Raw genomic sequence first — 22,764 nt, 5'->3', positions numbered from 1 at the left:
AATCTTAATTCTTCCTGTTATTACATCTTCGTATAAACGTACTTCAAAGCTATGTGTCCATCCCATTCCAAGAGAGCCCATATCTGAAGAAATAGCATTATAGAATCTTTTGAACTCCAGAGTATATCTTCCGCCAAGCTCTATATCTGTATGTTCATTTATGTAATTACCATTACACATGTTTACAGGGTCATACTTATAAACTTCGCAGCGCTCTTTCTTTCCCTTTAAGTATGCATGCATGTTTTCTACATACTGCTTATACTCTTCAAGTTCTGCTCCCTGTAATACGTCCAGTGGATTTACCCACTTTAAGCTATTTTTAGTTTCATTGAAGCTTGTGATATCGTAGTATCTTCCATCACCTATACCATTTATGAATGCCTCTATATTTGCAACGATTGTCTCATAAAGAGTCTGGTATGCACTAAGTGAGATATCTGTGCTGTGTGTTGTATCAAAATCATCAAGCTTCTTTTTGCTTTCTGGTGCAATTCCACTTAAACCATCATTTGATGCAATTGCCTCCATAGATGTATAAAAGCTTGTATATGATGGCTTGGTGTAGCTTCCTACTTCACTACAGCTTGCATTTAATGTGTCTGCAAGGGATGCTATGGCATCACCTGTAGTTTTTAAGCTATCCTCATATCCACCAAAATCTAATGTTACTTTCTTTAAATACTCATCACCTAATTTGGCTTTATCTGATGAATCCACATCTGTTGAAAATGCAGTCATCAATGCTTCCTGCAAATCTTCCAGCTGCTGGATTGCATCTGTTATATCTATAATTAAAGGTATCTGTCTTTCTGTAACAAATGCCTTGGAACTTTCTGCTTCTGTACCTGTGTGGGTATCGTCATCTACAAATGCCTGAAAGGCCTTGATCAATGAATCTGACATCGCTAAAAATGAATTATATGTCTTTTGGCATGAGTCGAAGTATTCTCTTAACTTCGCCACATTCCATACAATATTTTCCATCCCTTTATTTTCCCTTCTCTAGTGTAAAAATTATTTTCCAGTATTATATTTTTCTCCACTAGTCTTCGCATCCGTATTTACATTATCCATGCTATCTCTAACGTCGCGCATAGTTGTAATAACGTCCTGCACCTGTACCTTTAAATTTGTAAGCATTGAAACAACATTTTCGTCAGCTGTAACAAAAGTAGGAACAGTTGCATTTGTGCTTATAATCGAACTTGCCGAAGTAGCTACAAAGCCATCTTCGATAACAGTATCATTTTGTGTTTCAATTTCGTCTACAACACCGTTGTATACTTCTATATCTATCTTTGTATCTTTCGTTGCTCCCATTTTTTACTCTCCATAAATGAACTATGCACCTAAAGCTCTTAACTGACCAAGAATATTATTTCTTTCATTATTTAGACTTTGTATTTTTTCGTTTGCTTTATTAATACCATTTTGTATATCTGTAGCAAGCTGTGTTATTTCTGACTGATATGAAGTGCTTTTAGTTTTAACTGTACCTAGCGCATTAGCTGCATTATCAGCATTTGTCCCCTCCCAGTCATTTGCACCATGTATAGAGTAATTAGCGACTGGCGTAAGCACTTCTGTATCCAATGTATTTGTATAAGTGGTAAGACTTGTCTTTCCATCAGTTAATGTTCTTAGCACACTCTTAAAGTGATTTATACTACCTTCTACGCTAGATAGCTGTCCTTTAAGTTCTGCTATTCTTCGCTGTCTTTCAGCTTCTCTTCTTGCTGCTTCCTCAGCTGCAGCACGTGCTGCGGCTTCTGCAGCGGCCTGACTACTTGTCTGTGCCATGTCTGTATCCCCTTTCGCTCTAATATGTTGTGCGATAAGTAATTTATCGCACAACACAAGAAAAATAATTAACCTTCGTAGCTAAGGTTAGCTGTTGCATCAGTATCAATAGCTTCAAGATTGCTTGCTGATGTCTGTACGTTTGTTCCAAGAGTATCAAGCTCCTGTACATACTTCTCAAGATCAGCATTCAGATTGTAATAAACATCTAACAATGTATTACTTGCAGAACCATATGTAGCAGCTGCGATTTCATCCACAACACTTTTAACATTCTTTAATGTTGTATCTAGCTGTGAACTAAAATCCTGTAACTGCTTACCGCTTCTATTAATCTCTTCAACACTACCTTTAATCATTGTTCCCATTGTCTATTCTCCTCACTTTCTAAATGCTATATGCACTAGCACCCTTTGCAGCTGTCTCTTCGTAATTTGTCTTTGTCTGCTCAACCCACTTGTGGATCTTCATAATTTCATCAGACATGCTCTGCATCTTTGTAGAAAGCTTATTGAGATACTCAACGCAAGCTGCTGCTTCCTGACCTTCCCATGCATTCTCAAGTGGTCCCTGAAGATTGCTTACCTCTAATGTAAGTGAATCTAAATTGTCTGCGCCGCTCTTAAGAGTTGCAAGGTTCTGCTCTATAGCGGCAATGTCCATACCCATTTGTGCCATTTTAAAATCCTCCTTAAATTGATAATTATAGTTTTTACATTTAATTGTAATTTGAAATACTACTGACAATTACTCTTTAAAATAAATAACTGTCCCATCTCTTATCCCTAGCTCTTCTAACGTAATATCTCCCTTAATAAGAGCTATTGGATTTTCCGCCCGGAATAAATAATCTTTTGAATCTGTCTCATCTATTCCTAGGCTAAATCCACTGTTAAACGAAGTTATCAGTTCGTCTGCAGTGATATTTTTCGGAACCTCTACGTCTTTGCGCGAATTATTCCAACAAAACTCGACTATAACTGTGTCTCGCAAAATCCTCCCTCCTATGTTTTTAATATATATCCAAAACCATATTCAAATGGTAATTGGCAAAGTTATATCTTTTGATTACTACCAACAATCCTTATGTCATCCTCCATCTCAAAAAGCACTGTAGTTTCATCACTTACCACTTTTTGATCAAGAATAGTTGTCTCATCGTCATTTTCCAAAATAGTTGTTTCATCAGAATCTAATACTGTTGTTGCATCTTCATTTGTTGACTTATTCTTTAACAACTCTGAGGTATTCCAGCTAACTGTTGCTTTGTTATCACGTGGTGTTGTTCTAGCTTTTACCTTTTTACCACCACCCATTCCAGTTAATACTCTGATTGAATGTGGTATTTTAAAAACAATAAAAATAATAATCTCAGCAATTAGCAATGCTATAGCAATAACCAAAAATATAATCGATAAATTTGTAAAGAACTGTGTTTGCTCTGTAATTGTTTCTATATTTGACTGTACATTCATATATTATTTCCTACTCTAACATCGAAATGGTTTGTTGTGCTTTTTCTATATTCGTTGCGAGCTCTTCCTCTAACTCCTCAACTCTTTCTGTCTTTTCATCCCCCATTGTGTCGATATCTTCCTTCACATGCTTTTCAATATTCTGTAATTGCAACTGCATATCAGATACTGAAACACCTGCCTTCTTGAACTGTAAAGCATTTACACATATTTGGGATGCCATTTCTTTATATATTGCAATAGCAGTATTAGCATTATCGGATTCTGTTATGTTCCCCTCACACAGTGACGATAAATCTTCCCAATAGTCTTTGTAGGTAACCTCACTATCTCCAGCTTTATCTACCGCCCCCAAGGTTACATAGTAATCTGCGATTGCCCCCAACAATCTAGCTCTTTCTAATTGATTAGGATTTAGATTTCCTTCTGTTGCCTTATTAAACCAATATGCAGACTGTTGTTTATTACCTTCTCCTTCATAACTGTAATAATATGCAAGTCCTACTTTATATGCTAACAAACTATAACTATCAACATCCCTTGCTAATATCTGCTCATATGTATTCTTTCCACTTGTTCGTATCAACAGTTCTCTAAACTCTGCAGCTTCGTCCTGTGTAAAATTCTCATCTTCCAGATAAATGTTATCTATCAAATTAATATATGAATCAACCTGAGATGGATCAATTGCTATGGCATTTATAAGTGCTTCTTTTGAATCCGCTGTTGTAAAGCCTCTATTTGCATCATCTACCAACAAATCATGACTCACCTGTTGTATGTGCTTAGCATGTCTATATGAAAACAACGAACAAAGTCCTGAAGCTATGGTTAGAACCATAAAAATTACAAATATCGAAATTTTTATTTTTTCTTTCTTACGATAAGTCTCATCCAACTCATCATAATGTTCCAATGCAAATAGCAAATCCTTATCATTTTGATATCTTTTTTCTGGATCTAACTGTGTACATTTGGCAACTATCTTTTCCAATCCAGAAGACAATGCTTCATTCCAATATCTGATATTTCTAATTTCGTAAGGCGGTTCGCTAGGATTCTTACCTGTAACCAAATGATATATTGTAGTGCCTAAACAATATATATCTGTTCTCGCATCTGTCTGCCCCTGCCCTCCGAATTGTTCCGGAGCCGCATATCCACGCGTTCCCAAACATGTTGTATCTTCTATGTTTGTATCTTTATACTGTCGTGCTGTACCAAAATCAATAAGTACTATTGTTCCATCTGGCTTAAGCATAATATTTCCAGGTTTTAAATCTCTATAGATGATTGGTGGATTTTGGGAATGCAAATATCCTAAAACATCACAAAGCTGCTTAGCCCATTCAATAACTGCTTCCTGCGGTTGAGGCCCATATTCATCTACTGCCTTTTTTAAGGTATTCCCCTCAATATAATCCATTACAATCAATATTGAGTCATCATAATCTATAATATCTACGATGCTTGGCAAATTTGGATGATTTAGATTTTTGAGGAGCTCTGTTTCGGTTTTAATACTAGCAAGATTTATTTCCGAAGAAGCTACTGCATCCTTTCGAATCTCCTTAATTGCCCATTGTTTATTTGCTCGTTCATTCATGGCCAAGTAGACAACGCTCATCCCACCCTGGCCAATTTTATTTAATATTTTATATTTATTATCTATTACTGATCCAATTTCTAACATGTTTTATACCGATATAATAAGTCCTGAAATATTATCGGTTTCTCCTCTTTTCATTACTATCTGTGCCAGTTTTTCTAATCCCTTTGGCTGTGGAGATATAGTTAATATTTCTTGATTACTAAGCTTTCTCCAAAATCCATCTGAGCACAACAAAAAATGATTATTTTTCTCTACTTTTCCAGTGAAGAATTCCGGTATCACCTTCTCTGACGCTCCAATACATTGTAAAAGAACACTTTTTTTATCACTCTGCTCCGCTTCTTCTTTCGTCATTCTTCCAAGCTCTACCTGCTGCATAACATAGCTTTGGTCATGAGAAATCATTTCCATGGATTTTTTATCAAACTTGTATCCTCTGGAATCACCGACATTCATAGATAAATATGTATCCCTAATTATTATTATTGCAACTACTGTTGTTCCTAATCTAATATACTTTTCTGCGCCATAATCTTTTAGCTTGGTATTCATTTCTGTAACAATCTTGTTCCAGCTTGATTCAATTTTGCTTTTTAAATCATCAGCATTGCGCATATATTTTTCGCCACTCAATGGAACTGTTCTATCGTTATCTACTACAAGTTCAGGCAATTCCGTTTTGAACCATTCATCCATTCTATCTACAAATGATGCGCTAGCTACTTCTCCGCAAGACAATCCACCCATGCCATCACACAAAACCCCGAGGCATATATTTCCTATTCCATTAACGCTAGCTTGTTTTACAAGCAATGCATCCTGATTTACATCCTTTTTTATGCCCTTATCTGAATAAGCATCTACTTTGAAACCCATAATTACCTTCCTATGCTTGATACTCAAATTCTTCGTTGGAAAGTCTTATAACATCTCCTGTATTTAAAAGCACTGTACGTTCACTTTCTAATTTCATTCCATTAATAAATGTTCCATTAGTTGAATTGCAATCCTGAATATATACACCATTTCTACCATAGCTAATAACCGCATGCTTACGGCTGATTGAACTATTATTTTCGATACAATAATCTGAATGCAATGCATCTTTTCCTAAAACAAATTCTTTCTTATTAATCGATATTCTTTCTGATGTTCTTTTTCTAATTAAGGTTCCTAGATTCGTTAATTCATTTAAATCGCCAGATAATAATGTTGTTTCACCATCATTACTTGATGGCCCCATATTCAATATAGTTGTTTCATCTGCCGCACCTACAGTTTGTAATGGACTATTTATTCCTGTCATCTTTATTGAACTGCTGTCATTATCCATACTAAATACTGGACCATTATATGTTGACTTTTCTTTTTTAACGTTTGAACCATCCTTTTTAAATACGAATATAATGATAACCGTTACTACTGCTGCAATAAGCACAACTGCACCTACACATATTCCTAATAAAAGCCCTATTGGAGTACTTTTCTTTTCAACCACTGTTGTAGGTGTTTTTAATTCTGCCTGCTGATCTGTTGGTTCTACTTCTTCCTTCTTAGGTACTGTGTTTACCTGTGAATACTGAACTCCAAGTCCATCTAGTATCTTAACAATCTTTGTAGAATCCAAAGCTACATCTGTTCCATTTTCATCTACATATAAATTCATTCCGATTACATAACCATTTTCATTTACAACAGGTCCACCATAATTGTCATAATCGAAAGCAGCATTACTATCTATTACCTGTACTCCATCCTGTTGATGTGTGGCCTGGATTTCGCCCGTAGCCATACGAATGTCCTGTTCATTATAATAAATCTTTGATGAGTCATAACCGATTGCAGCTGGGAAGCCTAACTGAAATACTGCATCTTCCACTTCATATGGTAAATTATTAACATCATATTCTTTGTTAGTAAGAATTGATAATGGAGTTTTGGTATATATTGGTTGTGGTAGCTGAAGAACAGCCATGTTTAACTCTTTACTCTCTGTAAGAACTGTGGCCGTTAATGCAACATCGCTTTCCACTGCCACCTGTGTCTCTACCTGGTAATCATTTTTGTTATCATCTGTTATTGTTATACCGTAAAAATCATAAGCGGCATCCATAACCTCATGACTTGGGTTTACAATTGATTCACTTGTTATTACATATTCTGTTCCTTCTGAATCCCCTATTAAAAAACCAGCTCCACCAATCACTACATGATTTCCTGTTTCAGAATCTACAATAACTGTGTTTACCTGCACTACACCGCTCTTTGCAGACTCTGCTGTAGTTTCTTCTTTTGCACAAACCGGAACAAATGTCAGCAATATTGCTCCTATAGTTACTACTGTGCTAATTCTTTTTAACTTTTTCATTTTATTCTCCTAATTTTTTGTTTTACTGTCTCATTTAATAGTTGATTTATCAGCTAAAAAATCAAACAATACTAACATTTTATGTCACAGCAGACTTTATGCCTGCCGTGACATTATTAATAGTTATTTTCTATTCTTTTTCATACTTGTTCTGATAACAACTACTGCTATCATGATTAGCGCTAAAATAAGTGCCAACACACCTATTATCTTAGTAAGGTTATTAGTAATATTTGTTTCTACTTTCGATGTTTCAGCCTTATCACCAGTTGTTGGTGTAAGATTTTCTGATACCAAAAGTTCTTCAGCCTTCTCTGATACTAAAATGTTGTTGTAAGCAAGATTTGTCTTGTTACCTGCAATATCTGAACAAATGATTTCTACCTTTTGATAATCATCCTTTGATGGTACTGTAAGTACTACTGTTCCACCGTTATCTGCAAGCTCTTTTGCTGAATAAGCTCCTATCTCGTCTCCATTTAAGAGAACCTTCATATCTGCTACACCTATTGTATCCACAGCATTGATTGAGAAATCATGGCTTGCTTCTTCATATACTCCTTCATCTTCAAGTCCAGACACAACAATACTTGGTGCGGTTGCATCCATAAGAAATGCTACTTCTGCATCCTTTGACTGGTTGCTCTGCTTATTTGTAGCTCTGTCCTCAGAGAATACTGTTACAGAATACATTCCATCCTTGTTAAAGTTAGATGCATCAACTGTGTAGCTGATTGAATGCCATCCCTTATTATTTGTATGGTCACTTACCTGGTAGCCTCTACCCTCAGCAACATTCTTTACATTACCGTCGTATGCTACTGATACTTCCTTGCTAGCAAGAGAATCCACGTTAATTTCTGTGATTACAACATCCTGTGGTTTAGTTACGTAATAATTATTTACCATAGACTTTGTTGCATCGCTTAATACAAAGATTGAACCAAATCTGTTTAGAGAATACTTGTATGTCTTTTCAACCTTATTTCCTGCCAAGTCTGTAAGCTTAACATTAAGTGTATATAAATCGTCGTTTGCTTTTTCATGAGCCAAATCTGCGATTTCATATGTAAACATTTCTGTTCCACTTGTCTTTACCATCTCCGGCTTAATTATTCCGTTATTAGAACCTGTAAGTGTAATTTCTGTACATGCATCTGTAAGGTTCTTATCCTTTGACTTGATAACAGGAACTACTTTTCCATTATTAGCAGACATATCTGAAACACCTGTGATTTCAAGTTCTGGCGCTGTTTTATCAATTATAAAGTCAGGGCTTTCATAAGTGTTTGAAATATTTCCTGCTAAATCTTCACATGATAAAGTGAATCCATATCTTCCATCTTTATCGAAATTAATCTTTGTAATATGTGTCTTTTCTGAATCCTCATATGCTGAGAATCCTGGAACAGAATCTTCTTCACCAGAATTCTTTCTGATAGAGACTTGATCCTTTGCGAAGTTTACTTCTGCAAATTTAATAGTTGCTACACGTGCATCCTTGAAATAGTTTCCATTCTGATAACTGTTATTATCAAAATCTACTGTTATTACAGGTGCTGTCTTATCGATTACGAATTCCTTGTTGTAATCTTGGTCTGATTTTTCGATAACACATGGGTTACCAGCCTTATCTATAAAATCAAACTTACTTAGTGTATAAACGCCATCTTCGTTAAATACAATTGAGCCCTTGTACTCTCCATTTTCTCCTGTCATCTGATTAAGAACAGGCTTGCCAGTCTTTGAACTAATTGTTACCTTGTTAATATCAGCTTCATGCCCATCAATATTCTTATCTGTAAGCACTAATGTAGCTGTTCTATCAGCTTTATAATACTTTTCATGCTTTACATCATGATTATCGAATGTCACCTTAAGTACAGGTGCGATTTTATCGACAATAAATGCTTCTAAATCATTCTGATTATCTTCTGATGTAGAATAAGTATTTCCAGCCCTATCTGTGTATGTTCCTGTAATTTCATACTTACCATTCTTATCACATGGTATCTCTACATACTGAACATCAGCTTTATCAGTATCTTTAAAATCAAAATGTAAATCGCTTAAAGCCTCATCCACTTGCTCTGAAGTCTTAATAGTTAAATTATTGCCCTCGCTATTAGGTGTAAGTTCTGTTAAAGTCGCCTTGATTGTAACAGTATCATTATAGTATGGCTTATAATTAGAGCCTGACACTGCTCGCTCGAAGTTAAGTACAGGTTTTGTATTATCTATTTTTACTACTACCGGATCCTTAATATTTGTATCTGTTAAGGTGTACTTATATTCATCATCTTTGACATCTGTTGGAACGTTATAGTTCAGTTCATTTTCGTAGTATATATATGTGTCACAGCTAAATTTATCCTCATCAAAGAATCCTTCACGTGATAAATCATTGCAGCTTCCACCATTGAATACAATGTTAGAAACAGGCACACACTTTAATTGCTTTCCATACTGGTCTTCTAATACAACAGAATCTTCTGTTAATTCATTACTTGTTACACTGTTTAGAGTGATTGTTAGATCCTTCTGATTATGGCAATTTCTTGAATACCACTCTGGGAACTGGCCTTCGCCTTCAGTCCATTCATCATTCCAAACCTTCTGACTATATTCAGTAAGATGCTCCTGTGGGTTAGCATTTCTTAATATATAGCCAATATCTTTGCTCATAGATTTTTCAATTTTCTTATAATAGGTGAAAAACAAAAAGTGTCTTTCTTCATAGTACTTATATTGAGCTGTAGCACCAACAACTGTAATAGCCTCATCTGTTGGCTCTTTTATTTCATACTCGTATACTGCTTTGCCATTTTCTACTGAGCTATTTTTATTAAGCTTAAGCTGAATCACCTGTGGACCGCTTGCACTATTAAGATAAAGCTCAGTATCCATTAACTTATTCCACTTATCTACTTTTTTATCATTAAAGAACTGACAATCAACTGTTACTAATAGTTTTATACCATTATTAAAAACCTTATATGAAAAACCATTATTTGTAATATCATCTAATGATTCAATTGGTGTTCCATCTAAAGATTCATATGAAACTGTTATCTTAGGCTCTGTATCTCTTGTGTCCTCTTCATAGCCACACTCTTCACAACGCATAACTCCAGGCTGTCCATCTACAGGCTTCATTTCACAGTCTTCTATCTTCTCATATTCTTTGCCACACTCGCATGTTGCATACTTAATATGTTTACCCTGCTGTGTATTCTCAGCTGATTTTTCTGTGATTTTATATTCAGGTATTGTACAATCTGTAACCTTTTCAAATACGTGCTCGCATTTTTTACAAGATGCATACTCTATATGCTTGCCTGATTCTATACAGTTATGTGAATTTTCATTAATTTTATATTCTGAGATATCGCAATCTTCTATATTCTCATCTTTTATTTCACCGCACTTTGTGCACTGCTTGTACACTTTGTGGGTATTGTTATCAACATATTCACACCTATCTTCCCACACATGTTCGCATGGTTCTTTTACAACTTCCCCAGGTACATCTCCTTCAGATTCGCCTTCTTTGTGCTCATCTTCCTTTGGTACTTCCCCTTCAGAATCGCCCTCTTTGTGCTCATCTACCTTAGGTTCTTCTCCTTCAGACTCGCCCTCTTTAGATTCATCTGCCTTAGGTTCTTCGTTTTCTGTTTTCAGTTCCACTACTTCCTGTGTTGGAATAGTTCCAACTTCAATAGTGTCAGCATATACTGCGGTACTGCTTAATAACAACGCTGCAAGCATTGTTATTGCCACTATTTTTTTCTTAACCTTTTTCACAATAACACTTCCCTTTCACAATTTTTTGTAAAAAATTACACACTTTTTTCACAATTATATATTTTAATTTTTTAATTTTACTGAGTCAACTACAATTCTTGCCAGATTTTGTCATTTTTTGCCAAATCATACATTTTAGCCTCTCTGTGTAGTATTTTTACAAAAAAAAGAAAGACCCGAAGGTCTTTCTCAAAATATCTACAATTCAGTTCTACCCTCAAGCGCTCTAAGTAATGTTACCTCGTCTATATATTCAAGGTTGCCACCAACTGGCACGCCTGATGCTATTCTACTTACCTTTATGCCTGTAGGTTTAATCAGCTTGCTAATGTAAGCGGCTGTAGTCTCACCTTCTAACGAAGAATTGGTAGCTACAATAACCTCTTCTACATCATTTTGCTGTAATCTAACCATCAGTTCCTTTAGCTTGATGTCACCAGGGCCGATGCCTGCCATAGGTGAGATTGCACCGTGAAGTACGTGGTAAACTCCGTCGAATTTGCCTGTCTTTTCATAGGCTGCCAAATCCCTAGTGTCCTCAACCACCATGATTATGTTGTGGTTACGCTTTGGATTAGAGCATATAGGACAAAGTTCTTCATCTGTAAGGGTAAAACATTCCTTACAGTATCTAACGTTTTTTCTTGCCTGCACTATAGCATTGGCAAGGTCGTTTACCTTTTCTTCGTCCATGCCTAATATATGGAAAGCCAGCCTCTGGGCTGACTTATTTCCAATGCTTGGCAAATCGCTTAGCTCTGCTATTAAGTTGCTAATTTCTTTGCTGTAATATTCCATTTATTAGAATCCTAGTCCACCTGGCATCTTTGGCATAGATGCTGCTGTAATCTCATCAATCTTGTGAAGTGCTTCGTTTGTTGCTGCCATAACAAGGTCCTCAAGCATTTCAACATCATCTGGGTCTACTGCCTCTGGATCGATGTGTACCTTTGTGATTTCCTTTGAACCTGTAACTGTTACTTCTACAACACCGCCACCGGCTGTACCTGTAACCTCTGTCTCCTCAAGCTTTGCCTGAGCCTCTTCCATCTGACGCTGCATACGCTGAGCCTGCTTCATAAGGTTAGCCATGTTAGCTCCACCCATTGCTCCGCCTGGAAATCCGCCTCTTCCTTTACCCATATCTTTAATCCTCCATTTTCTATCTGGTTAATGTTACGTAGACTATTCTGGGTCTACTTCTATTTCAATTCCTTTGCTGGCGAAGAAATCTCGGATATCTGTCTTTGAATCCTGTGAGCTTACGCCGCTGGAATTAATCTCTACTTTGATATTTACAGTCTTTTTAATCATGTTTTCGATGGCTTTAGATATTTCTTCAATGACCTCTGGTCTATTTACGAAATCGCCTGCCATGCGTTCACTTCCCTGTGGCTGGTCAAATATCAGTACCAGCTCGCCTAGTTCATTGACTGTAATAGTGTTTACTTCCTTAAGATACATTTTGATGTTTGGTGGTACCTGGCCTAAAACATTGCCCCAGCTGGATGCCACCTGCTTTACTTCATCTGGCACTGCTGCTGGTAGTGGGGCCTTTGTTACTGGCGCAGCTGCAGGTGCTGCCTGCCCTGCTGCAGGAGCAGCCATTACTACTGGCACACCCTTTTCCACCTTTTTCTCAAGGTTTGCCATTCTATTGTTGAGAGCAGAAATATCCTGCTCCATCTCTGGCTTACACAGCTTGATAAGTGCAATCTCGATAAGAACTCGCTTACCGCTTGCATACTTAATATCATTAGAAAGTGCCGAGAGAACTTGAATATATCGCATCAAAATCTCGGTGTCAACCATCTTGGCTTCTTCTTTTAATAAAGCCAGATTATCAGAAGACATTTCAAGTACATCCTCCATATCATCTGAACTCTTGAGAAGCATCAGGTTTCTAAGATACCATGTGAAATCTATTACAAACTGGTTCAGGTCACGGCCCTGAGTGATTATCTCCTCTAAGATGCCGATGCACTGGGTGATTTCCCCATTAATGATATGACGAAGTAATCTTGAAAATACCTCAGTATCAATGGCGCCTAACACCTTCAGTACATTATCATAGGTAAGAGTCTGGCCTATATAAAAGGCTATACACTGGTCTAAAAGACTTAATCCGTCTCGCATGGAACCGTCTGCTGCCTTGGCGATATAGCGGATGGCCTTATCCTCTACATCTACACCCTCCTTATCCATCAGCTCCTTTAAGCGGGCTGAAATGGTGTCGATGGAAATACGATGAAAATCATATCTCTGACAACGGCTAAGGATGGTAATTGGAATCTTGTGTACTTCTGTTGTTGCCAATATAAACACAACATAAGAAGGTGGCTCCTCCAAGGTCTTAAGCAAGGCGTTAAAGGCTCCGGTACTAAGCATATGTACCTCATCGATGATGTAAACCTTGTATTTACCTTCTGTAGGAGGGTATGCCACCTCCTCTACTATCTGTCGGATGCTATCTACACCGTTGTTTGAGGCAGCATCCATTTCTATTACATTCATGGAATTGCCGGCTGTGATGGATTTGCACATAGCGCATTCCATACATGGGCAGCCGTCCACAGGATTCTCGCAGTTGATGGTGCGGGCAAGAATCTTGGCGATAGTTGTCTTACCTGTTCCTCTTGTTCCTGTGAAAAGATATGCATGTCCTATACGGTCACTCTTTATCTGATTCTTTAAAGTTGTCACGATGTGGTCCTGGCCCTTAACATCCTCAAAGGTCTGTGGCCTGAACTTTCTATATAATGCCATATAAGACATAACAAATACCTACCCTTTTTTCTTTCTTTTAATCACCGAAGCTAATGCCGATTCGCTTAGCTTCTTCTATCATCTGGCAATCTGGCTCAACTACCTTAAGCTTTCCTGCAACCTTTTCAAGAGGAATGCGCTTTGTCTTGCCATCTACCATTGCAATCATGTTACCGAAATCTCCGTCCATGATAGCCTGTGCAGCTGCTGAACCAAGACGTGTACAAAGTACTCTGTCGAATGGATCTGGGCTACCGCCTCGCTGCATGTGTCCCGGAACAGTGACACGTACCTCAATACCTGTTTCCTTCTGGATTCTATCAGCGATTTCATAGGAAACTGATGGATATTTGGAGGTCTCTAATTTCTTCTTGTAATCCTTCTTCGAAAGCTTTGCATCTTCCTTGGATATTGCGCCCTCGGCAACTGCAAGGATGGTGAAGCCCTTACCTTCTTCCGCACGATGATTGATGGCCTTTATGACCTTCTTGATATCGTATGGAATCTCTGGAAGCAGGATGATATCAGCTCCTGATGCAACACCTGCATACAATGTAAGCCAGCCTACCTTATGTCCCATAACCTCTACGATAAATACACGGCTATGAGATGATGCTGTAGTATGGATGCAATCGATGGTGTTACATGCGATATCAATGGCACTCTGGAAACCGAAGGTCACATCTGTTCCGAAGATATCGTTATCAATAGTCTTTGGAAGATGGATAATGTTAAGCCCTTCCTCTCTAAGAAGATTAGCTGTCTTCTGTGTTCCGTTACCACCAAGGATAACCAGGCAGCTAAGGTTTAGCTTGTAATAGTTGGACTTCATTGCCTCTACCTTATCAAGGCCGTTCTCATCTGGCTCACGCATGAGCTTGAATGGCTGACGGCTAGAGCCCAGGATAGTGCCACCACGTGTCAAAATACCTGAGAAATCCTGGCTGGTAAGGAGTCTGTAATCCCCATAAATCAGACCCTTATAGCCATTGAAGAAGCCGTAAACCTCAAGGTCCTTCACATTTGCAGCCAAACCCTTAACAACACCACGCATAGCAGCGTTCAATGCCTGGCAGTCACCACCACTTGTAAGCATTCCGATTCTAAGCATAGTCCTTCTCCTTCCTGTTACCCCTTATTTGTTTAATTGCTTATTATTTCTGCATTTCGATTACGCGACGAACGTAATTGTATATTCTCTCTGTAGAAGCAATTCCAAGGCGCTCCTTTGGAGTATGAATATCGTAAAGCTCTGGACCGATTGATACTGCATCAAGTCCTGGAAGCTTAGATGCTAAAAGTCCGCACTCAACACCTGCGTGCATAGTCTCAACGATGGCATCCTCGCCTGTCATCTCTTTATATAAAGCTACAAGCTCATCTCTGAATGTAGATTCACGCTTGAACTCCCATGCTGGGTACTCACCATGAGTAGATATTTTGCAGCCGAAGCCTTCAGCTATCATTCTTACCTTGCGCATAAGAGCGGCCTTTGCGCTATCTACTGAGCTTCTAAGTGAGAATGAGAACTTAAGCTCGTCCTCAAGTAAGTTAAGGATACCTAAGTTTAATGAAGTCTCAACTAAGCCCTCGATATCGTGGCTCATAGCCTGAACTCCGTTTGGTAAAGAAAGAATTAACTCTACAATCTTTCTTGTATCTGCTGGATTTACGCCATCAACTACTACATTACCTTCAGACTTGATTTCGATTTTCATCTCTGGGTCTGTAACTGCGTACTCATTCTTAATAGCTGCTGCCTCAGCCTCCATAGCCTTGATAGCATCTGCATTTGTAACTACCTTTGCTGTTGTAGCACGTGGGATGGCATTGTCCTTTGTACCACCTACATAATCTGCAAGGCAAACATCAGCAACATCGATACCGGCTGCAAGGATTCTGTTTACCATCTGTGTAGCATTTGCTCTACCCTTGATGATTTCTGTGCCTGAGTGTCCACCTGTACAATCCTTAACTTCGATTGAAACAAGTGCGCCCTTAACTGATTCCTTCTTAAATGGGTACTCAATATCCATTCGGCATCCACCGGCACATCCGCTAAGGAAATGTCCTTCTTCCTCAGAATCAAGGTTAAGCATCTTGCGACCCTTAAGCATTGATACATCGATGCCTGCTGCACCTTCCATACCTACTTCCTCAGATACTGTAATGATTACCTCAAGACGTGGGTGCTTAAGTGTATCGTCCTCTAAAATTGCAAGTGCCATAGCTACTGCGATTCCGTCATCACCGCCAAGTGTTGTACCCTTAGCTGTAACGAATCCATCAACTACTTCAAGATCAAGACCTTCTGTAAGCATGTCCTTCTTGCAATCTGGCTCCTGCTCAGCAACCATATCCATGTGGCCCTGAAGGATTAATGGAGCTACATTCTCCATTCCCTCTGAAGCTTCCTTAATCATGATTACGTTGTAAAGGTCATCTGTGTAATATTCAAGATTGTGTGCCTTTGCAAATTCTACAAGATATGCACTAATCTTTTCCTCGTGATAACTTGGGTGAGGGATACTACAAATCTCCTCAAAATAATGAAATACTCTTTCTGGCTGTAAACCTGCTAAAACTGCCATTTTAACTATTCTCCAATCTATTATTACTTATTGCTCGTCGTACTTGCCGAACTCGCAACCTATATTATAGGCTTCCATATCATCCACAAGCTCCCATTTCCACTCGGCTTTTTTATTGGCCTTAGTGTCCTTGGTCTTGAGAATTTTCTTATATAGCTTAATCTCGCCTGTGCCGTTGCCGCCATTCCATAGATTATTGTGGCGCTTTTCACCGTTCGGTGCCTCGTAGTTTATAAGAAGCATATCCTTTTTATCACAGGTGATTTTAGCTTCTAATTTGGCAAGCGGTGTCTCCTGGGTAATTTCCCATACTACCTGCTCACCCTCTGTGGTGCAATTGAAATCTGTACTGGTGAGAGTCCAAAATCTTGAAAAGTTGAACTCGTAAGGCTGACCCTCATACCAAAATGCTCCAAGGATTACATCATCAAAGCTGTGGCCAGTTCTAACCTTTGGACGGCCTCCTCCGATATCAAATGCGCTGTTTTCCAGCCATTTTCCTGATACCTTACTCTTAAGATGTGAGCTTGCAAGCCACACCCATGGAGATGTGAAGTCCTTACCCCAATTTTTATCTGCATAGCCGTAACAGCTATCTGGGCTGACTTCGTATTCGACACCGTCTAGTATAACTGAACCTGCAAATAATGTCTTCATGCCTTCTGCATGCCAGAACATTTCAAATGCCTCTATTTCACGTGACGCCCAGCCTGCGCCGTAGCCCACGTTGAAAGCTATCTGCTTTTCGATGTTAAGATCCCAAACCATCTTACCAGCCTGGCACATCCACTCTGGATGGTTCTTGGCATCTTCCTCTGTAACCTCTACCTTGCCAAGGGTTCGAGTCTCAGAGCAGAAGCAATCATCTGCACTTATGAGAAATGGTACATCCTCCTTGATGTTGACCTTGTTCCAGCCAAAGAAGCGATGCATCTGTTTTGCGCCTTCGCCCCAGCAGCCTACCTTCACCATCATGTAGGATGGCTTTACGCCCGATGCTTTATTCTCTGGCAGCTGGCCAAACACTGGCTCATCGCCACCTAGCTCTGGGTTGATTGTGAAAAACTCGATAAAGAAAGCCTTTTCCTCGCCCGTCTGTTTGTTATGACCGGTGAAGCTGTGCCACCACCAATCATATCCTTCACTGGCAAGAGCTCCCTTCAGCATAAAATCATCTCTTGTTATATCCGAATGGTTAAAGCTATGCTCGATAAGCTTATCCTTCACATCAAGCCCATCAATTTTTTCAAGAACTGTCTCCCCGATTTGACTAAGTTTCTCTTTTACCATAATTCTTCCCCATTTTCTCAAACATTATTATGCATAGTATATTTTACCATATTATTTATAAAAAATGTCTAAAGTGCGAAAAAAGACGTATAGCAAACTAGTTGCTATGCGCCTTTTTTGACTTAAATATAATTTACCTTAATCTAGCCCTTCACCTAATTCTACAGCCACTTTATATACTTGCCCTGGCTTGCCATCTGTTAGGTCTTCTCCTTGTAGTGTTACATTAAATATTCCATCCACCAGTGAAAGCTTTGTATTAGAACTTTCAATAGCATGTTCTATTTCTTTTTGCAATATTTCATGGCGGAGACTTGGATATCTTTGATGTAGATGTATTCCAACTGAATTGAATAATTTACTATAATTTAGTGTCGCTACTTTCATTTCAAATAATTCCTTTTTTATTTTTTAACAATCTATTAGATACTGTAAACTCACTAATTCGTTGATAAAAATTTTCAGACGATTCTTCTCATTCCTCGTTATTATTGATTCATCAAACTTATTTTCATATTCAAGCTTCATCAACTCATCATCCATTTGAAGACAGTTTTTTCCGTAATTACTAAAGTCAAACTCATTATTTAAATTATTCAGCAGCTCGCATTCGTTCATTATAATATTTCGCAGTTCAAAAATGCTTTTTTCATCTATCTTATAGTCATTTAATAGTTCTTCAAAATCATTTGAGTATTCAAATGTAAAAAAGGTATCATCATAATTAATCCATCTAACATCATTTATTACATCGTCAGAGTATTCACTTATGCTTTCTGGATATACTGACAATAGCTCTCCGTATAGCAATTCACATTTCATTTTTAGTTGGTCACACGAAATTGGTATATACATACTTCCAGCATACATACAATTTGTACTATATATATAGCTATTCAACTTTTTGCACTCATCCATATAATCTTGAAATATAATATTAGATTCATTTGGCAGTTTTGCAATACTACTTAGTTCATTTATTTCATTTTCCCATTTATCATAAACCTCTAGAGAATACGCATAATATTCTTGGGTAGCATCACAATCTTTTTTATATTTTTCAATTTCAAAATTTTTATTATTTAAAAACTCAAATAATTGATTGTTAGCTTTAAATGGAGAATTTTCAACGTTTAACGCAATTAAAGTTAATTCTTTCTCTCCAGCTATTTCACTTTCTTTATTAGTTACTACTTCATTTACCTGGAATATGTTATTTATATCCTTTTTTGCACATCCGATTAATAATATGGCTAAAGTTATCAGTCCTATAGCTATATACATCTTTCTCATAAATGATTATTCTCCTTGTTAATGGTTTCGCTTATAGTCGCTTTCGAAAAATAGTTCTATCTCATCCAATGTTCTATTTCTCCATCCCTTATTGTAAATATTCCATTTTTGAGTGGATACTCCATTATGATAATCATCCATTATTTGTTTTTCCCACTCTTTTTTATCTTTGACGTTGTTTTTCAAGAGATTTTCTAATGCTTTACCCTTATTAGCTAATGCCGGTCTATTATATACCGCAAGAACTAAAGCTTCATATTCATTTTGCTTCGCATGATAGTTTGTTCTTTTCAGCAAATCATCGACCTTGCTCGTATAATAATTTACATGATCATTATATATTTTTTTACATGTTCCTATATCAACTTTAGTTCCAATTTTGGTAACATCTAGCCCATACTTTTCCCTATATTCAGTAATCTGTGTGGAATCATTTTTGTCTACTGTGTTTCCAAACCCTACTGTATATTTTCCATCCCCAATATCTTTTATAGCTATAGCTGTAATATTTCCATTCTTATCATAGTCTACTCCATTAGCATTTTGTCCAACTTCATATTGCATTAATAATGAAAATCCTTTATCACTCATTTCAAGCCTCTCGGACTCCTTGCTATGATTCTCAGGCTCAGAATTCTTTGGTTGTGAAGGATTAGTTGTTGAAGTTGCTTGTTTTTGTTTCTTCCGCTCTACTGCAGCACTAATATGACTCCTTGTGCTAGCACCAACTAAACCATCTTGGGTTAAATTATGATTCTTCTGAAATGCTTTAACTGCTGCTTCTGTACCAGTACCAAATGCTCCATCAGCATTACTTGCTAAGTAGCCAAGAGTCTTTAAGTCGTTCTGAAGATTCCTTACATCATTACTTACCTGGCCTTTTGAAAGAATGCCTTTACTTTTTCTGCTAATAGTTGTAGCTATTGCGTCCTGCGTAGCCTTTCCAGCAACTCCATCAGCACTCAATCCATATGTCTTTTGGAATGAAACCACTGCATTTTTTGTTCCTGTGCCAAAAGCTCCATCAGGTGTTCCCGCATTATAACCTAACGAATTAAGATTTCTCTGCAATTGAGTTACCTTTGCGCCTTTGCTGCCTACCTTTAAAATATTGCTATTGGCTGCTGCTGTTTTTTCATTCAATGCCCTTGTAATTGCATTTTGAGTTCCACTTCCTACTATTCCATCTGCAGTTAATCCCTTAGCGCGCTGAAAAGCAATTACGGCATTTTTAGTTCCATTACCAAAGATTCCATCAGGCTTGCCTGTGTTATAACCTAATGTATTTAAGTTTTCCTGTAATCTTTTTACATCCTCACCTCTTGAACCTACTTTTAGCGTTCTAGCTGCTGCCTTGCTCTCCATCAGCATTGCTGCACTATTAGGACTCTTTTCTCTGAAATAATTGTCACTAAGCTCCAATGTAGCAGATTCACCAAATCTGCTTTTCTTTTCTGTATTATTTACTTCTTCATTTTCAAGTACCGCTATGTTAGATGTAGCCACTGATTTTACATTGTGTGGCTTGTTTGGTTTCCAACCTTCGGTCGGAAACATTCTTTCCCATTTTATTGGCATTTGTTTGTCCTCCTTGACTTGTATTACATTACGGCTTCTTGCCGCCTAGATGTTATATCACAAATCAAGAGGCTTATGTTGATTTCATGTCTAAACTACACAAAAAATGTCTAAACTACACAAATTGCCACTACATCTTCCTACGATAATCAAAGTATCTCTTTTTGAAATCCTGCAATCTGTCTCTGCTGATGTTCAGGCTGATTCCACCTAGGAGGGTCACCTGCCTGCTATCGTAACTATCTACATATTTCATATTTATCACGAAGGACCTTTGTATTAATATCAACCCAATATCCTGATATTCTGCTGCAATGTCCTTTAGGTTTCCTTCATTGTAATAGACTGCACCATCTTTCATACGATAGCAGATTTTTCTATCTACCTTTTCGATGTAAATAACTTCCCCAAGGTTAATCTTGCACTCTACACCTAGTGCATTCTTACAATCAATGTAGCTTGCATTTGCATATGTTAATATGTATGATGCCAACGCTTCATCAATCTCCTCTAGATGTAGCTTATCTATATATCTAAATGCATTGACCTTATACCCAAGTCGCGCAAATTCAATATGGGATGTCAGAAAGCATATCTTCATATCGCAGTCCAATTGTTGTATATGCTCTGCAATATCAAAGCCATTCTTACCATCTGCAAGCTCAACATCTAAAAATAGCAGGTCAATATTATCTACCTCAGGTAGCAGGGACTTTTCATCTGCATACATATTAATCCTGTAATCTTTCACATCTACAAGCGCCAGGTATTCTTCAATATACTCTTTTATCTTTTCAGCCCATAGGGCTTCATCATCAACAATTCCTATTATCATTTTCTAACCTCTTCGTGGAAGGGAAATATCAAGCTTAAAGACGTTTCCAGCAGGTGCTTTATCCACAGTTATATAGTATTCACCCTTGTACTTATCAACAATTGACGCTATGTTTTTAAGACCAAATCCATGATTCTTTTTATCAGGCTTTGTAGTCTCGATATCAGTGACACTAGAAAACTCTATATCTTGGCATGAATTGTACACTGAGATAAATACCTCATCTGCGTGGTCTATTAACTCTACTTTTACAAATCCTGCGCCCAGTTTTTCAGCTGCCTCCAAAGCATTCTGCAGTGAATTTCCAAGCAGGGTAGTACAATCAAGCACATCAATGTCTAATGGCCTAATCAACTTTCCTGTCAATGAAAAATCTATATCTTTCTTCTCACAGCAATATGCATAATAGTTTAAAATCGCATCCACATAATCGTCGCCTGTATTAATCTTAGTAGCCAGGGATTCTGTTACTTTCCAAGTCTTTTCTATATAATCCTTGGCATTATTGTATTGTTCCTTGGCAAGCAACTCCTGCATGGCTCCAATATGATTGATTAGGTCATGACGAAATTTTCTTAGATTCTTGTTGGTATCCTTCTGATACTGATATTGATCTTGCTGTATCTTTAATGCCTTTGCTAATTGATTGTTTTGTTTTTCGTATTGGTAATTACTCACAGCCAGCTGTAGCGTAATGTATATTGAATATATGGCTCCTATCAGGCACAATGCAAATCTAATATGGATGTACCATTCATGTTCATTAATGTTGCCATAAAGCACCGAAAAAACGTATGTTACAACAAGCTCAAATATAAGTGTCAAAAGCAATAGACCTACTAAATACCGCTTCTTTAGACTCTTTAGGTAAACCCCATTTCGTTTTAGCACAAAGTAATACATACAAAACTCTATAGCAAATGAGATTAGATAGGCTGTAAGCTGCCACCATTCTATAGTTTCGGTGCGAGCATATTTTCCAGTCAATATGCGAAGAATGTTTAGTGAATAAGTATCCATCATCCCCATGAACCATGTCAGTCCTAAGGTTATCAGTATGAGATTTGGTATTTTATATTCAAATAACAATAGCATTGCCACTACACTACATAGCAAATAAAATATAAGAGAATCCCCGTATATATTCGCTATTATTCCTGATACTACACTTATTGCCACTGATGACGCTATGCACCATATCTTTTTTCTAAAGTGAATCCTCCAGCAAAAGTGTATAAGAAATATGTATATCAAATAATTTACCAAGCTATCTACTACAACAATCATAATTACCTCAAAATAATAGAGTGCTAGTCTAAAATAACCCTGCTAGCACTCTCAAAAATCTG

At 37.5% G+C, this 22,764-nt stretch carries 22 protein-coding genes; all 22 read right to left on the bottom strand.

Annotated elements, in window-relative coordinates:
• On the bottom strand, window positions 1–987 hold a 987-nt coding region (locus G611_RS0108250), incomplete at its 3' end, for a DUF6531 domain-containing protein (protein WP_028243218.1).
• A 30-nt stretch (window positions 988–1,017) separates the two neighbouring features.
• Window positions 1,018–1,323 (bottom strand): hypothetical protein, encoded by a 306-nt coding sequence (locus tag G611_RS0108245; protein ID WP_028243217.1) that lies wholly within the window; start codon window positions 1,321–1,323, stop codon window positions 1,018–1,020.
• A gap of 21 nt (window positions 1,324–1,344) precedes the next feature.
• Window positions 1,345–1,803 (bottom strand): DUF5082 domain-containing protein, encoded by a 459-nt coding sequence (locus tag G611_RS0108240; protein WP_028243216.1) that lies wholly within the window; start codon window positions 1,801–1,803, stop codon window positions 1,345–1,347.
• Between the two features lie 68 nt (window positions 1,804–1,871).
• Window positions 1,872–2,171: a WXG100 family type VII secretion target gene (locus tag G611_RS0108235; protein WP_028243215.1), complete on the bottom strand. Its 300-nt coding sequence runs from the start codon at window positions 2,169–2,171 to the stop codon at window positions 1,872–1,874.
• Window positions 2,172–2,190: 19 nt separating this feature from the next.
• Window positions 2,191–2,481 (bottom strand): WXG100 family type VII secretion target, encoded by a 291-nt coding sequence (locus G611_RS0108230; protein WP_028243214.1) that lies wholly within the window; start codon window positions 2,479–2,481, stop codon window positions 2,191–2,193.
• A gap of 69 nt (window positions 2,482–2,550) precedes the next feature.
• The gene (locus tag G611_RS0108225; protein ID WP_036948699.1) at window positions 2,551–2,796 is read right to left on the bottom strand and encodes an EsaB/YukD family protein; all 246 of its coding nucleotides are present in this window, start codon (window positions 2,794–2,796) and stop codon (window positions 2,551–2,553) included.
• A gap of 62 nt (window positions 2,797–2,858) precedes the next feature.
• Complete coding sequence (locus tag G611_RS0108220; protein ID WP_028243212.1) at window positions 2,859–3,278, bottom strand: hypothetical protein; 420 nt, start codon at window positions 3,276–3,278, stop codon at window positions 2,859–2,861.
• A gap of 10 nt (window positions 3,279–3,288) precedes the next feature.
• Window positions 3,289–4,971 (bottom strand): serine/threonine protein kinase, encoded by a 1,683-nt coding sequence (locus G611_RS0108215; protein ID WP_028243211.1) that lies wholly within the window; start codon window positions 4,969–4,971, stop codon window positions 3,289–3,291.
• 3 nt (window positions 4,972–4,974) lie between these two features.
• A complete protein-coding gene (locus G611_RS0108210) occupies window positions 4,975–5,766 on the bottom strand; it encodes a PP2C family protein-serine/threonine phosphatase (protein ID WP_028243210.1) in 792 nt (263 codons plus the stop codon).
• A 10-nt stretch (window positions 5,767–5,776) separates the two neighbouring features.
• The gene (locus G611_RS0108205; RefSeq protein WP_028243209.1) at window positions 5,777–7,258 is read right to left on the bottom strand and encodes an FHA domain-containing protein; all 1,482 of its coding nucleotides are present in this window, start codon (window positions 7,256–7,258) and stop codon (window positions 5,777–5,779) included.
• Window positions 7,259–7,381: 123 nt separating this feature from the next.
• On the bottom strand, window positions 7,382–11,062 hold the full coding sequence (locus tag G611_RS0108200) for an Ig-like domain-containing protein (RefSeq protein ID WP_028243208.1): 3,681 nt from the start codon (window positions 11,060–11,062) through the stop codon (window positions 7,382–7,384).
• A gap of 198 nt (window positions 11,063–11,260) precedes the next feature.
• Window positions 11,261–11,860: a recombination mediator RecR gene (gene recR / locus G611_RS0108195; protein ID WP_028243207.1), complete on the bottom strand. Its 600-nt coding sequence runs from the start codon at window positions 11,858–11,860 to the stop codon at window positions 11,261–11,263.
• A gap of 3 nt (window positions 11,861–11,863) precedes the next feature.
• Complete coding sequence (locus G611_RS0108190; RefSeq protein ID WP_028243206.1) at window positions 11,864–12,205, bottom strand: YbaB/EbfC family nucleoid-associated protein; 342 nt, start codon at window positions 12,203–12,205, stop codon at window positions 11,864–11,866.
• A gap of 42 nt (window positions 12,206–12,247) precedes the next feature.
• The gene (gene dnaX, locus G611_RS0108185; RefSeq protein ID WP_028243205.1) at window positions 12,248–13,837 is read right to left on the bottom strand and encodes a DNA polymerase III subunit gamma/tau; all 1,590 of its coding nucleotides are present in this window, start codon (window positions 13,835–13,837) and stop codon (window positions 12,248–12,250) included.
• Window positions 13,838–13,865: 28 nt separating this feature from the next.
• The gene (locus G611_RS0108180) at window positions 13,866–14,939 is read right to left on the bottom strand and encodes a 6-phosphofructokinase (RefSeq protein ID WP_028243204.1); all 1,074 of its coding nucleotides are present in this window, start codon (window positions 14,937–14,939) and stop codon (window positions 13,866–13,868) included.
• Window positions 14,940–14,982: 43 nt separating this feature from the next.
• Entirely contained in the window at window positions 14,983–16,419 is a 1,437-nt protein-coding gene (locus G611_RS0108175; RefSeq protein WP_028243203.1) for an aminoacyl-histidine dipeptidase, read from the bottom strand.
• Window positions 16,420–16,446: 27 nt separating this feature from the next.
• Window positions 16,447–17,709: a hypothetical protein gene (locus G611_RS0108170; protein WP_196801553.1), complete on the bottom strand. Its 1,263-nt coding sequence runs from the start codon at window positions 17,707–17,709 to the stop codon at window positions 16,447–16,449.
• Between the two features lie 138 nt (window positions 17,710–17,847).
• Complete coding sequence (locus tag G611_RS0108165) at window positions 17,848–18,096, bottom strand: hypothetical protein (protein ID WP_028243201.1); 249 nt, start codon at window positions 18,094–18,096, stop codon at window positions 17,848–17,850.
• Between the two features lie 24 nt (window positions 18,097–18,120).
• Window positions 18,121–19,002: a hypothetical protein gene (locus G611_RS0108160; RefSeq protein ID WP_028243200.1), complete on the bottom strand. Its 882-nt coding sequence runs from the start codon at window positions 19,000–19,002 to the stop codon at window positions 18,121–18,123.
• Window positions 19,003–19,020: 18 nt separating this feature from the next.
• Window positions 19,021–20,580, bottom strand: coding sequence for a peptidoglycan-binding domain-containing protein (locus tag G611_RS15350; protein ID WP_051195168.1), 1,560 nt, complete (start codon window positions 20,578–20,580; stop codon window positions 19,021–19,023).
• Window positions 20,581–20,710: 130 nt separating this feature from the next.
• Entirely contained in the window at window positions 20,711–21,415 is a 705-nt protein-coding gene (locus G611_RS0108150) for a LytR/AlgR family response regulator transcription factor (protein ID WP_028243199.1), read from the bottom strand.
• Window positions 21,416–21,418: 3 nt separating this feature from the next.
• A complete protein-coding gene (locus G611_RS0108145; protein ID WP_242824272.1) occupies window positions 21,419–22,510 on the bottom strand; it encodes a sensor histidine kinase in 1,092 nt (363 codons plus the stop codon).
• Window positions 22,511–22,764: the final 254 nt, after the last annotated feature.

The sequence above is a fragment of the Pseudobutyrivibrio ruminis AD2017 genome (assembly GCF_000424305.1).
Taxonomy (GTDB): domain Bacteria; phylum Bacillota; class Clostridia; order Lachnospirales; family Lachnospiraceae; genus Pseudobutyrivibrio; species Pseudobutyrivibrio ruminis_B.
The sequence above is the reverse complement of the archived record's forward strand: the minus strand, read 5'-3'. Positions and strand labels throughout refer to the sequence as shown.

Excerpts from the sequence above, each read along its gene's own strand:
- G611_RS0108245 (WP_028243217.1), bottom strand. The coding sequence starts at position 1,323 with ATGGGAGCAACGAAAGATACAAAGATAGATATAGAAGTATACAACGGT.
- G611_RS0108240 (WP_028243216.1), bottom strand. The coding sequence starts at position 1,803 with ATGGCACAGACAAGTAGTCAGGCCGCTGCAGAAGCCGCAGCACGTGCT.
- G611_RS0108235 (WP_028243215.1), bottom strand. The coding sequence starts at position 2,171 with ATGGGAACAATGATTAAAGGTAGTGTTGAAGAGATTAATAGAAGCGGT.
- G611_RS0108230 (WP_028243214.1), bottom strand. The coding sequence starts at position 2,481 with ATGGCACAAATGGGTATGGACATTGCCGCTATAGAGCAGAACCTTGCA.
- G611_RS0108220 (WP_028243212.1), bottom strand. The coding sequence starts at position 3,278 with ATGAATGTACAGTCAAATATAGAAACAATTACAGAGCAAACACAGTTC.
- G611_RS0108215 (WP_028243211.1), bottom strand. The coding sequence starts at position 4,971 with ATGTTAGAAATTGGATCAGTAATAGATAATAAATATAAAATATTAAAT.
- G611_RS0108210 (WP_028243210.1), bottom strand. The coding sequence starts at position 5,766 with ATGGGTTTCAAAGTAGATGCTTATTCAGATAAGGGCATAAAAAAGGAT.
- G611_RS0108205 (WP_028243209.1), bottom strand. The coding sequence starts at position 7,258 with ATGAAAAAGTTAAAAAGAATTAGCACAGTAGTAACTATAGGAGCAATA.
- recR (WP_028243207.1), bottom strand. The coding sequence starts at position 11,860 with ATGGAATATTACAGCAAAGAAATTAGCAACTTAATAGCAGAGCTAAGC.
- G611_RS0108190 (WP_028243206.1), bottom strand. The coding sequence starts at position 12,205 with ATGGGTAAAGGAAGAGGCGGATTTCCAGGCGGAGCAATGGGTGGAGCT.
- dnaX (WP_028243205.1), bottom strand. The coding sequence starts at position 13,837 with ATGTCTTATATGGCATTATATAGAAAGTTCAGGCCACAGACCTTTGAG.
- G611_RS0108180 (WP_028243204.1), bottom strand. The coding sequence starts at position 14,939 with ATGCTTAGAATCGGAATGCTTACAAGTGGTGGTGACTGCCAGGCATTG.
- G611_RS0108175 (WP_028243203.1), bottom strand. The coding sequence starts at position 16,419 with ATGGCAGTTTTAGCAGGTTTACAGCCAGAAAGAGTATTTCATTATTTT.
- G611_RS0108170 (WP_196801553.1), bottom strand. The coding sequence starts at position 17,709 with ATGGTAAAAGAGAAACTTAGTCAAATCGGGGAGACAGTTCTTGAAAAA.
- G611_RS0108165 (WP_028243201.1), bottom strand. The coding sequence starts at position 18,096 with ATGAAAGTAGCGACACTAAATTATAGTAAATTATTCAATTCAGTTGGA.
- G611_RS0108160 (WP_028243200.1), bottom strand. The coding sequence starts at position 19,002 with ATGAGAAAGATGTATATAGCTATAGGACTGATAACTTTAGCCATATTA.
- G611_RS15350 (WP_051195168.1), bottom strand. The coding sequence starts at position 20,580 with ATGCCAATAAAATGGGAAAGAATGTTTCCGACCGAAGGTTGGAAACCA.
- G611_RS0108150 (WP_028243199.1), bottom strand. The coding sequence starts at position 21,415 with ATGATAATAGGAATTGTTGATGATGAAGCCCTATGGGCTGAAAAGATA.
- G611_RS0108145 (WP_242824272.1), bottom strand. The coding sequence starts at position 22,510 with ATGCTATTGTTATTTGAATATAAAATACCAAATCTCATACTGATAACC.